This is a genomic window from Saccharopolyspora galaxeae, from assembly GCF_016526145.1.
GTDB classification, from domain to species: Bacteria; Actinomycetota; Actinomycetes; order Mycobacteriales; family Pseudonocardiaceae; genus Saccharopolyspora_C; species Saccharopolyspora_C galaxeae.
The window spans coordinates 350,508-361,677 of sequence record NZ_JADDUE010000008.1 but is presented as its reverse complement, the minus strand read 5'-3'; the positions used below and the strand labels follow the sequence as shown (position 1 = coordinate 361,677).

Sequence of the window (11,170 nt, the reverse complement as noted above, 5' to 3'; positions counted from 1 at the left end):
CCACACAGCAACAACGCCGTGACGGCACCTTGACCGAAAAGATCCGTTCCATCATGCAGCACCATCGTCACCGGTTGGGCACCCGGCGGGTGCGTGACCAGCTTGCCCGGCTGGGTGAGCATGCAGCCATTGCACGTGACGGCGAGTCAGGTCGCGGGTGCGGTGGTCGAAGCGCGCGGGATCAGCGCCGGTGTGGTGGTGATGGTGCGGGGTTCGGCGACGTCCGAGCTCAGCAGCAGGTCCAGCGCGCCGCGAGCGATCTGGTCGAATGGCACGCGAAGTCCCCGGCGGTGCGCGGCGGCGAGGGCGCCGATGGCGGTGTTGTCGTTGACAGCGAAGATCGCGGTGGGGCGTTCGGGGCCGTCGAGAAGTGTGGCGCCTGCACGCCCAGCCGCTCGTCCCCGCAAATGCACCTCTGATCGGGGATCGGGTTCCGCTGGTTGCCGATGTGTTGTCACCGCAACCACCGATCGCGGAGGCTCGAAGCCGTCCCGTTGTTCTAGGAGGATGGCATGACCTGGGAAAAGCCCGAATACACCGTGATCGATGTCTGCGCCGAGGCGACCGGCTACTTCCACCGGCGCTGAGCCGTGCTGCTGCGTTGTCTAGGAGTCGCCGCAGGCGGCGGTTACCCCCAGTGGAACTGCGCCTGCGGCGGCTGCCGCGCGGCCCGCGAACGGCCCGAACGGGCCACGACGCACGCAGGTCTCGCGGTCTCCGCCACGGGGAGGCGATGGTTCCTGCTCAACGCCACCCCCGACGTGCACCACCAGATCGCCGCCGACCCCAACCTGCATCCCGGACCCGGGCCGCGGGACACCCCGGTGTCCGGGGTGCTGCTCACCGACGCCGAATTCGACCACACCATCGGCCTGCTCGTGCTGCGCGAGGGCGCGGACCTCGCCGTGCACGGCACGCCCGAGGTGCTCGGAGCGCTCGAAACGCGGTTCCCGGTGCGGCACCTGCTCAGCGACTACGCCGAGATCGACTGGCGGCCGGTGGAACCGGGCGAGCCGATCGAGCTGGACGAGCGCCTGCGCGCCACCGCGTTCCGCACCGGTGGCAAACCGCCGCGCTACGTGGGCGCCTCGGACCGCCCGAACTGGGAGGTGGGCTACCGGCTGGAGGACACCGCGACCGGCGGCACGGCGGTGTACGCCCCGACGGTGCCCCGCTGGGACGACGCATTCGCCGCGCAGGTCGCCGACGCCGACTGCGTGTTCTGCGACGGCACCTTCCACACCGACGACGAGATGTCGCGCCAGGGCACCGGTCGGCAGCCGGGATCGTCCATGGGGCACATGCCGGTGGACGGTCCCGACGGGTCCGCGCGGAAGCTCGCCGAGCTGCCCGGCCGCAAGATCTACGTCCACGTCAACAACACCAACCCGATCCTCGACGAGGCATCCGCGCAACGCCGCAGGTTGCAGCGGCAGGGCATCGAGGTCGGGCACGCCGGTTTGGAGGTCGAGCTATGACGCCGTTGTCCGCTGCGGACTTCGAGGACGAGCTGCGGGAGGTCGGCGAGCGGCGCTACCACCACCTGCACCCGTTCAACGAGCGGATGCACGCCGGCGACCTGACCGAGCAGGAGTTCCGCGGCTGGGTGCGCAACCGCTTCTACTACCAGCTCAACCTGCCGATCAAGGATGCCTACGTCCTCACCAAGCTGCCGGGCTCGCAGCATCGCAGGCGGTGGATCAAGCGGATCACCGACCACGACGGCACATCGGGCAACGAGGGCGGCATCGAGCGCTGGGTGCGGCTCGGCGAGGCGGTCGGGCTCACCCGCGAGGAGCTGCACGACACCCGCACGGTGCTGCCCGGGGTGCGCTTCGCGGTGGACGCCTACGTGGAGTTCTGCCGCGACCGGCCGTGGCTGGAGGCGGTCGCCTCGGCGCTGACCGAGCTGTTCGCCCCGGACCTGCTCAGCCGCCGCATCACCGACGTGCGCGAGCACTACCCGTGGATCGCCCCCGCGGGCCTGGAGTACTTCCGCACCCGGTTGACCCAGCAGCCCGCCGACATCGCGCATCTGCTGGAACTGGTGCGCGACAACGCGACCACGCGCGCGCAGCAGGAGGCGTGCGTGCAGGCGCTGGAGTTCAAGTGCGACGTGCTGTGGACACTGCTGGACACGGTGCAGCTGACGTTCGGCAAGGACTCGTGATGGACCCCGGCGGCAAGCCGCACCTGGTGCCGAAGGCCAGGCTGCGCTTCGACAAGGTCCGCGGCGGGGACATGCTGCTGCTGCCCGAGCGGGTGGTGCAGCTCAACACCTCCAGCGCCGCGATCCTGCGGCTGTGCGACGGCACCCGCACCGCCGCCGAGATCACCGCGAAGCTGGAAGCCGACTTCGAGACTGACGGGCTATCCGACGACGTGCTGGGCTTCCTGCGCGAAGCGCGCGAAAAGGGCTGGGTGAAGACATGATCGATGCGCCCTACGGCTTGCTGGCCGAGCTTACCCACAAGTGCCCGCTGCACTGCCTGTACTGCTCGAACCCGGTGGCGCTGCGGCCGCGCGATGAAGAACTGGGCACCGAGGACTGGCTGCGGGTGCTCCGGGAAGCCGCCGAGCTCGGCGTGCTGCAGGTGCACTTCTCCGGCGGCGAGCCGCTGCTGCGCAACGACCTGGAGGAGCTGATCGCCGAGGCGGACCGCTGCGAGCTCTACACCAACCTGATCACCAGCGGACTCGGGCTCACCGAGCGCCGGGCGAAGGGCCTGGTCGCCGCCGGCCTCGACAGCGCGCAACTGAGCATCCAGGGCGACAACCCGGAGTCCACCGCGCTGATCGCGGACAGCAAGCGGTTCGACAAGAAGGCGGAGGCGGCGGGCATCATCCGCGACAGCGGGCTGCCGCTGAACATGAACGTCGTGCTGCACCGGCTCAACCTCGACCGCCTGGATGCGATCATCGACGTCTGCGACTCATGGGGTGCCGAGCGCCTCGAACTGGCCAACACCCAGTACTACGGCTGGGGGCTGCGCAACCGCGAGGTGCTGATGCCCAGCCGGGAGCAGCTGACCAACGGCGAGCAGGTCTACCGGCGCCGCAAGGAGGAGCTGGCCGACCGCATGGAGCTGCTGTGGATCCTGCCGGACTACTACGAGCGGTACCCGAAGCCGTGCATGGGCGGGTGGGCGCATTCCAGCTTCACCGTCGCCCCGGACGGGATGGCGTATCCGTGCCCGGTGGCCGCCGACATCGACAGCCTCGAATTCCCCTCGGTGCGAGCCGCCGCGCTGGAATGGATCTGGACGGAATCGGCCGCGTTCCAAGCGTTCCGGGGCACCGACTGGATGCCCGATCCGTGCCGCAGCTGCGCGCGCAAGGAAATCGACTTCGGGGGCTGCCGCTGCCAGGCGTTCGCGCTCACCGGGGACGCCGCGCGCACCGATCCGGTGTGCGTGCACTCGCCGGACCACCACCTGATCTCCGAGGCCGTGGAGCGCGCCAACGGCAACGCTCCGGCATCGGAACCGGTTTTCCGGAGGTAGTGCGTGTTCGCGTGAACTGCGCTTCCCGGCAGCGTTCAGGCGTGCAACCGCTGCCCCGGAAGCCGGGCCGAATTCTTCAGCTCCCGGAAGTGGTTCTGCGCGGCATGCGCGAGGACTTCTCGTCGAAACACGCGGACATCTCGTTGGAAAGGACGGACTTCGTCGCGGACCGCGGCTAGAACCGGGAAGGTGCCCGGTGCAGCCGTTCGGCAGCTGGGTCGGGCCCTTCGTGGGGAATCGGCTTCCACTCGTTCGCAACTCGTTGTCCTCGGCACGGGCCAGTGGCATTCTCAATGTGCCGCGCCCGCTCGGAAACCTTCGGAATCCGCACCGGCGACTCCGCCCGGAAAACCGTCGTCCACTCGAAATCCGGCATGGCGCCGGATTCGATCCGGACGGCGCGAAGCATGCGCCGAACACCGCGAAGGAGCGGATTGTGACCACATCGGAAGCTGCCACGGCAGCGCAAGCCAGCCACTCGAACGAGGAATCCGAGCCGGTTTCCGGGCCGTTGTCCGGTGACCCCGCGCTCATCGGCGTTCCCACGTTCATCGTCGGTTCGATCGCCCTCGGCATGACCCTCGTCGGATTCGTGCCCGCCGAGGCGGTCGGCGCCCCGGTGGCGATCATCCTGGCCGCCACCGGAATCGGCCAGACCGTGGCCGCGATTTGGGCGGCCGCGCTCGGCCAGAGCGCGGTCGCGTCCATTTTCGGCATCTTCAGCGGGTTCTGGTCGAGCTACGGCCTTCTCGTGCTCGGCTCGACCCACGAATGGTTCGGAGTCCCAGCTGGAGCCGCGACCGCCACCCAGGCGCTGTTCTTGACCTCTTGGGCGATCACGGTGGGGCTCCTGGCGCTGGCGTCGCTGCGCCTGCCCGCCGCGTATCCCTTGCTGTTCGGGCTGATCACCACGGCGCTCGTCGTCGTGCTGATCGCGACGGTGCAGGGGTCCGCGGGATTGCAGGCCGTCGGCGGGTACGTGGTCTTCACCTTCGCCGCGCTGGGCTGCTACCTGTTCCTCCACGGGATGTCGGTGGCGACCGGCGGGCGCGGGCTGCCGCTGGGCGGTCCGGTCCTGAACGGCTGAGCCAGGGAAGCGCGAGAAACCCGAGAAGCGCGGAGGCGGTCTCGCACCGCCTCCGCGCTCCTGCGCGTCGGTCGAACTTCCGCCGCGGATTCCTCAGTGGTCGCGGGCCGGTCGGCCGCCCGGCAGCGCAGGTGGCTCGCCGGAACGCTCGTAGTCCGCCAGCTGGTCGATCCTGCGCCGGTGGCGGCCGCCCTCGAACGCGGTGCCCAAGAACGCGTCCACGATGCGCTCGGCCTCCTCGACCGTGTGCATCCGGGCACCGATGCCCGCCAGCAGCGCGTCGTTGTGCTTGCGGGACAACTCGGCGATCTGCACGCTCCAGGTCAGCGCGGCCCGGGCCCCGGGAACCTTGTTCGCGGCGAGCTGCTCGCCGTTGCCGGAACCGCCGATGACGATGCCGAGGCTGCCCTGGTGGGCGACCACCCGCCGCGCCGCCTCGACGCAGAACGGCGGGTAGTCGTCCTCGGCGTCGAAGGCGGTCGGTCCGACGTCGGTGACCTCGTGGCCGAGTGCGGCCAATCGTTCGGCGATGTGGTTCTTGAGTTCGAACCCGGCGTGATCGGAGCCTAGGTAGACGTGCACGGAATCGATCCTCCGCTGTGTTGGACGACTGTGGTGGCCCCGCTCGTGCGGGGCCCGGGCGTCAGCTCGACCGAGTGGTGCGCAGCGCGCGCCGAGCGGCCTCGGCGACCGCCTCGGCGGTGAAGCCGAACTCGGTGAACAGCGTCTGGTGATCGGCCGAGGCGCCGAAGCGCTCCAGCGAGACGATCTCTCCCGCCGCACCGGCGAAGCGGTGCCAGCACTGCGCGATCCCGGCCTCGACGACGACCCGCGCGCGCACCGCCGGGGGCAGCACCGCGCGGCGGTAGGACTCGTCCTGCGCGTCGAACCACTCCACGCACGGCATGGACACCACGCGGGTCGCCTCGCCCTCGGATTCGAGGACTTTCTTGGCAGCCACGGCCAGCTGCACCTCCGACCCGGTCGCGATCAGCAGCACCGCGGGTTCGCCGGACGAAGCTTCGGCGAGCACGTAGCCGCCGCGGGACACCCCTTCCGGGTCCGTGCCCTCGAGGGTCGGCACTCCCTGGCGGGTCAGCGCCAGCCCGGTCGGGCCGTCGGAACGCTCCAGCGCGGCCTTCCACGCCGCGGCGGTCTCGTTGGCGTCGGCAGGCCGCGCGATCGCCAGGCCCGGGATCGCACGCAGGCTGGACAGGTGCTCGACCGGCTGGTGCGTCGGGCCGTCCTCGCCCAGGCCGATCGAGTCGTGCGTCCAGACGTAGATCACCGGCTGGTGCATCAGCGCCGCCAGCCGCACCGCGGGCCGCATGTAGTCGCTGAAGACAAGGAACGTGCCGCCGTACGGGCGGGTGCCGCCGTGCAGCGCGATGCCGTTGAGGATCGAGCCCATCGCGTGCTCGCGGATGCCGAAGTGCAGCGTCCGGCCGTAGGGGTTGGCGCTCCAGGTGCCGGTGGAGATGCTCTCCGGGCCAAACGATTCCGCGCCTTTCATCGTGGTGTTGTTGCTCTCCGCGAGGTCTGCGGAGCCGCCCCACAACTCCGGCAGCACGTCGGCGAGGTGCGCCAGGACCTCGGCCGATGCTTTGCGGGTCGCGACGCCCTTCTCGGCGGGCTCCCAGCTCGGCAGCTCCTCGGCCCATCCGGGCGGCAGCTCGCGCGCCTGCATCCGGTCCAGCAGCGCCTTGCGCCGCGGGTTGGCCTCGGCCCACGCGTCGAAGGCGACCTGCCACTTCGCGCGGGCGGCACGGCCGCGCTCGCCGACGGCTCGGGTGTGGTCCAGGACCCCGTCGTCGACCTGGAAAGACCGCTCGGGTTCGAAGCCCAGCAGCTTCTTGACCTCGGCCAGCTCCTCGGTTCCCAGCGCGGCGCCGTGCGCCTTGCCGGAGTTCATCTTGTTCGGGGCGGGGTAGCCGATGACGGTGCGCAGCACGATCAGCGTCGGCTGGTCCGGTTTGCCCTTCGCGGCGTCGAGCGCGTCGAGGATGCTGGAGACGTCTTCGCCGCCGTCGACGGTGATCACGTGCCAGCCGTAGGCTTCGTAGCGCTTGGCGGTGTCCTCGGACAGGGCGATCTTGGTGTCGTCCTCGATGGAGATCTCGTTGGCGTCGTAGATCACCGTGAGGTTGCCGAGCTGCTGGGTGCCGGCCAGCGAGGAGGCCTCGGAGGTCACGCCTTCCTCGATGTCGCCGTCGGAGGCGATCACGTAGATCTGGTGGTCGAACGGGCTTTCGCCGGGGGCGGCCTCGGGGTCCAGCAAGCCCCGCTCGCGGCGGGCGGCCATCGCCATGCCCACGCCGTTGGCCAGGCCCTGGCCGAGCGGACCGGTCGTGGTCTCCACGCCGCTGGTGTGCCCGTACTCGGGGTGCCCTGGGGTTCGCGAACCCCAGGTGCGCAGCGCCTTGATGTCGTCGATCGCCAAGCCGTACCCGGCCAGGAACAGCTGCACGTACAGGGTCAGGCTCGAGTGGCCCGCCGAGAGCACGAACCGGTCCCGGCCGAGCCAGCTCGGGTCGTTCGGGTCGTGCCGCATGACGTGCTGGAACAGCGCGTAAGCGGTCGGCGCCAGGCTCATCGCGGTGCCCGGGTGGCCGCTTCCGCACTGCTGCACCGCGTCGGCGGCCAGCACGCGGGCGGTGTCGATCGCCCGCACGTCCAGGTCGGTCCAGTCGGCGGGGACGGCGGCGGTCGTCAAGCGGGTGATGTCGTCGCGCACGCGACGGTTGGCTTCGATCGCGGTCATGGACGCGCACTCCTGACGCTCGTGGTTGCTCGCGGTGCTTCGTGCGAACTTGCGGAAGTGGGACGCGGCGGCGCGCTAGGCGGGCCACAGCCGCGAGTGTTCGGGGTGGTCGTCGTCGATCAGGCGGTGTGCCAGGGCGATCGCCTCGTCCAGGTCGGCCTGGTGCAGCGCGGGTTCGGAGCGGGCGATTCCTTCGAGGAAGTTGGACAGCCCTTCCGCCGCCGCGGGGGACACGCTGTCGTCGCGGCCGCCGCGCACGTATCGCCGCCGCAGCACCGCAGCTGCATCCAGCAGCAAGGAGGATTGCGCTTGCTGCAGTGCCATCTTGTTGCGCTCCACGGTATTTCCCCTTCCTCGCACGGAATTCCTTCGGCGGATGCCGCTCGTGATCACTGTTCGGGCGGTGGCGGCGCCATGGCGCGGTGCAACTCGGCCACCGCTTTCTGCTTCCCGCCCGGGTGGGAGAGGACGGCGGAGCCCGCGACGAGGAGTTCGGCACCCGCGCACCAGGCCGCCTTGGCGGTGGCGGTGGAGATCCCGCCGTCCACCTCGATCTGCACCGCGCGCCCGGAGCCGTCCACCAGCGCCCGCATCTCGGAGACCTTCTCCTCCATCGCGGGGATGTAGCGCTGCCCGCCGAAGCCCGGGTTGACGGTCATGATCACGATCTCGTCGAGGTGGTCGAGCACGTGGCGGACGAAGCCGAGCGGGGTGGACGGGTTGACCGCCACACCGGCCTGCGCCCCGAGCTCGCGGATCGCTGCGAGCGTCCGCAGCAGGTGCGGGCAGGTCTCGGCGTGCACGATGACGGTCTCGCAACCGGCCGCGACGAAGTCGGCCAGCATCGGGTCCGGGTCCTGCACCATGAGGTGGGCCTCGAACGGCAGGTCGCTGTACTTCCGGCAGGCCGCGACCACGTCCGGCCCGAACGTCATGTTGGGCACGAAGCGCCGGTCCATGACGTCCCACTGGATGCGGCCGACTCCCGCGTTGGTGAGGTTCGCGACCTCCTCGCCGAGCTGCGCGTAGTCGGCGCCCAGGACCGAACCCACGATCACCGGTTCGGCCGGCGACCACCTCGCCGCGGAATGCCGCGAGGTCGTTCCTGGCTGATCAACCATCGAGCGATCCTCCGATCACTTGTGCGGTCCACTCGTGTCCGCGTCCCGCGGAGATCGGTGGAGGCGAATCCACCCGGTCGCCGGAGATCGCCCGAACCGGTTTTCGGTCGTCCCTGCCGGAGCGGCGATGGCAGCGGTGATGTGGTGGCGGGGGTGATGCGGTGGCAGCGGTGATGTGGTGGCAGGGGCCCCGAAGAACGATCCGGCCCCTGCCACCCGCGAACTTGCTGCGTCCGGTCAGCGGATCCGGCTCTTGAGGGCCTTGGCGGCTGCGGCCGGGTCCGCCGCGCTGCGGATCGCACCGCCGGCCACCGCGACGGTCGCCCCGGCGTCCTGCACTGCGGCGATGGTCTCGGCGGTGACGCCACCGGCGATCGAGAACGGGACGCCGGCCTGGCGGCCGTCCGCGAGCAGCGTCTCGATCGTGTAGCCGGGTTTGGCCTGCTCGTCGAGCCCCGCGTGGATCTCGACGAAGGACACGCCCAGCTTCGAGACCTCGCGGATCCGGGCGACCCGGTCCGCAACGATGGTGATCATGTCGGCGACCACGTCCTTGCCGTGCTTCTCACCGGCGGCGACGGCCCCGCGCACGGTGTCGTCGTCGGCCGCGCCCATGACGGTCACCAGGTCCGCGCCCGCGGAGAACGCGAGGTCGGCCTCCAGCTCGCCGGCGTCGGCGGTCTTCATGTCGGCGAAAACGAGCTTGTTCGGGTGCGCGGCCTTGATCGCCGTGATCGCGGACAGGCCTTCGGCCTTGATCAGCGGGGTGCCCAGCTCGAGGACGTCGACGTAGTCCTCGGCCTGGTGCGCCAGCGAAAGCGCGTCGCCGAGGGTGGCGACGTCCAGTGCTACCTGCAGCTTCACGGTGCTCTCCTCGTCAGTGGTGGCGTTGCGGTTTCGGGCGCGGGTGGTCCTGCGCCGGGATCCACCACGCGGCGCGCGATGCGGTCCGCCGCATCCGGCTTTCCCGATTCCGGGCAGAATGGTGGGTGGATCACGACGTCGTGCCGCCGTTCCTCGAATCCTTCCGGCTGCTCGTTCCGGTTCTCCGCGGATTCCGCGTCGGAGTGCGAACGGGCAACGGCCTGTGACACTGCACGGATCTGTACGTCTAGTCAACCGCGGCCGAACGAATGGCAGCCGCGGCAGCACGGACGGCGCGGACGAACCTCCAAATGGTATTTCGGGGAACGCCGCAGAATGGTGTTGCGATCCGGATGAGCGCCGACGTACGATGACTGGCGCTCCTGATCGGCCGGGTGTTCCCGGAAGGCGGGACCGGCCCTCGTGGAGCAGTCGAATATCGACCCGATCGAAACGCGATCGGCGAGTTCGGGATTTCGGCCCCGCCCAGCCGCGTGACCCGGCGGTCACCGCTGTTCGCGAAGCGGCCCATTCTTTTCGGGAACAGCCGGTCGGCATCGCGCCGGGAGGCGCAGCGGCTCTCGGCCTCGGTACCGGTGGTTCGCATCGCCGCCGGGGCACCGATCGTTCCGGAAACCCCTGGGGCTGGTCAGGGCCTTGCCCGCAGATCTTCCGAAAGGAGGTGTAGCCATGGAGCCCGTTGCCCCGCAGTGGGAAACGCCCCGGTTCGTCGAGATCGGGTGCGCGGCCGAGGTGACCATGTACGTCGCCCAGGCCGAGGACTGAGCCCGCCCGCCGGTCGACGGCCGGGCGGTAACGCGGCGACCGCGGGCACCGGATTCCCGGTGCCCGCGGTGTCGCCGCAACGGGCGCGGGATTCCTGCGGTTCCCGTTTGATCGGTCCCCGAAACCGTTCGTGCGAGTCTGCCTTCTCTTCGTGTCGGCCGCGTTGACCAGACGTACAGATCCGTGCAGTCTCTCGTAGCGGGATTCGTCCGGGTCGCGATCCGGAACCCGGCGGGGTCCAGGAAAGTGCAGCCCGGCGCCGCTGCTCGGCGCTCGCGCACTGAACCGACGAATATATCCGATCGACCAGTGGAGTGTGCTCAATGACGGGTGCGGACACCGCTCACGAGAATATCGGCGAAAAGCTGAATCCGCCGCATTTCAATTACGCGACCATGGCCATCAGCACCGAGGTGGACCAGATCCGCAGGGGCGTCCAGCCCGCGGCGTGGGCACGTGCCGGTGCACTGCTGCTCACGGCGCGCGCGGTGTTCACCGTCGGCACCGGGCGCAGCGGTCTGGCGTTGCAGATGGCCGCGATGCGCTTCATGCACCTCGGGCTGGACACCCACGTCGTGGGTGAGACCACCGCGCGGGCGATCGGCTCCGGTGACGTCCTGGTGGCCGCCTCCGGCTCGGGCTCGACGGCGCGGGTGGTGCGGGCGGCCGAGACCGCGCGCGAGCAGGGCGCGAACGTGGTGGCGCTGACGACCGATCCCGGCTCGGCGCTGGCCAAGACCGCGACCGAGACGCTGGTCATCCCGGCGGCCGACAAGAAGGACTTCGACGGGACGACCTCCGCCCAGTACGCGGGCAGCCTGTTCGAGCAGTCGGTGCTGCTGCTGACCGACGCGCTGTTCCACGCCCTGTGGCGCTCCAGCGGCACCCAGGCCCGCGAGCTGTGGCGGCTGCACGCGAATCTCGAGTGACCGGCGGATTCCGCCGGCAGCGCATTCGCTCCGCGTGGCGCGCGGGCGATGTCCGATCGCCCGGCGCGCCGGTTTTCGCCGGTCCCTCCTCCGTACCGAGGCAACGACGAGCAAGGAGT

General features: G+C 70.1%; 14 protein-coding genes. 8 read left to right on the top strand and 6 right to left on the bottom strand.

Features of this window, described 5'->3' with window-relative positions:
- Positions 1–146: 146 nt before the first annotated feature.
- Complete coding sequence (locus tag INP57_RS30650) at positions 147–413, bottom strand: substrate-binding domain-containing protein (protein WP_508620964.1); 267 nt, start codon at positions 411–413, stop codon at positions 147–149.
- Positions 414–512: 99 nt separating this feature from the next.
- On the opposite strand from INP57_RS30650, the gene pqqA (INP57_RS30555) reads away from it, so the two are divergent.
- The 6 genes from pqqA (INP57_RS30555) to INP57_RS20185 all read left to right on the top strand — a co-directional run bounded on the left by pqqA (INP57_RS30555) (position 513) and on the right by INP57_RS20185 (position 4,590).
- Positions 513–587, top strand: a complete 75-nt coding sequence (pqqA, locus tag INP57_RS30555; RefSeq protein ID WP_367269045.1) for a pyrroloquinoline quinone precursor peptide PqqA — start codon at positions 513–515, stop codon at positions 585–587.
- Between the two features lie 3 nt (positions 588–590).
- A complete protein-coding gene (pqqB, locus tag INP57_RS20205) occupies positions 591–1,478 on the top strand; it encodes a pyrroloquinoline quinone biosynthesis protein PqqB (protein ID WP_200071835.1) in 888 nt (295 codons plus the stop codon).
- Complete coding sequence (gene pqqC / locus INP57_RS20200) at positions 1,475–2,170, top strand: pyrroloquinoline-quinone synthase PqqC (RefSeq protein WP_200071834.1); 696 nt, start codon at positions 1,475–1,477, stop codon at positions 2,168–2,170. Before pqqB ends, pqqC begins: the two co-directional genes overlap by 4 nt.
- A complete protein-coding gene (pqqD, locus tag INP57_RS20195; RefSeq protein WP_200071833.1) occupies positions 2,170–2,433 on the top strand; it encodes a pyrroloquinoline quinone biosynthesis peptide chaperone PqqD in 264 nt (87 codons plus the stop codon). Before pqqC ends, pqqD begins: the two co-directional genes overlap by 1 nt.
- Positions 2,430–3,503 (top strand): pyrroloquinoline quinone biosynthesis protein PqqE, encoded by a 1,074-nt coding sequence (gene pqqE / locus INP57_RS20190; RefSeq protein ID WP_200071832.1) that lies wholly within the window; start codon positions 2,430–2,432, stop codon positions 3,501–3,503. Before pqqD ends, pqqE begins: the two co-directional genes overlap by 4 nt.
- Before the next feature lie 436 nt (positions 3,504–3,939).
- Positions 3,940–4,590: a GPR1/FUN34/YaaH family transporter gene (locus INP57_RS20185; RefSeq protein ID WP_295146540.1), complete on the top strand. Its 651-nt coding sequence runs from the start codon at positions 3,940–3,942 to the stop codon at positions 4,588–4,590.
- A 93-nt stretch (positions 4,591–4,683) separates the two neighbouring features.
- On the opposite strand, the gene INP57_RS20180 is transcribed toward INP57_RS20185, so the two are convergent.
- From INP57_RS20180 to hxlA, 5 genes are all read right to left on the bottom strand, one after another.
- A complete protein-coding gene (locus INP57_RS20180; RefSeq protein ID WP_200071831.1) occupies positions 4,684–5,172 on the bottom strand; it encodes a ribose-5-phosphate isomerase in 489 nt (162 codons plus the stop codon).
- Between the two features lie 61 nt (positions 5,173–5,233).
- Positions 5,234–7,351 carry a transketolase gene (gene tkt / locus INP57_RS20175; protein WP_200071830.1) on the bottom strand — a complete coding sequence of 706 codons (2,118 nt, stop codon included), beginning with the start codon at positions 7,349–7,351 and terminating at the stop codon, positions 5,234–5,236.
- Positions 7,352–7,426: 75 nt separating this feature from the next.
- Positions 7,427–7,675 carry a hypothetical protein gene (locus tag INP57_RS20170; protein ID WP_200071829.1) on the bottom strand — a complete coding sequence of 83 codons (249 nt, stop codon included), beginning with the start codon at positions 7,673–7,675 and terminating at the stop codon, positions 7,427–7,429.
- A 65-nt stretch (positions 7,676–7,740) separates the two neighbouring features.
- On the bottom strand, positions 7,741–8,472 hold the full coding sequence (gene rpe / locus INP57_RS20165; RefSeq protein WP_200071828.1) for a ribulose-phosphate 3-epimerase: 732 nt from the start codon (positions 8,470–8,472) through the stop codon (positions 7,741–7,743).
- 237 nt (positions 8,473–8,709) lie between these two features.
- Complete coding sequence (hxlA, locus tag INP57_RS20160) at positions 8,710–9,336, bottom strand: 3-hexulose-6-phosphate synthase (protein ID WP_200071827.1); 627 nt, start codon at positions 9,334–9,336, stop codon at positions 8,710–8,712.
- Positions 9,337–10,026: 690 nt separating this feature from the next.
- Here hxlA and pqqA (INP57_RS20155) point away from each other — a divergent pair.
- Together pqqA (INP57_RS20155) and hxlB are read left to right on the top strand one after the other, a co-directional pair.
- Entirely contained in the window at positions 10,027–10,122 is a 96-nt protein-coding gene (gene pqqA / locus INP57_RS20155) for a pyrroloquinoline quinone precursor peptide PqqA (protein ID WP_200071826.1), read from the top strand.
- A 395-nt stretch (positions 10,123–10,517) separates the two neighbouring features.
- On the top strand, positions 10,518–11,051 hold the full coding sequence (gene hxlB / locus INP57_RS20150; protein WP_233627905.1) for a 6-phospho-3-hexuloisomerase: 534 nt from the start codon (positions 10,518–10,520) through the stop codon (positions 11,049–11,051).
- Positions 11,052–11,170: the final 119 nt, after the last annotated feature.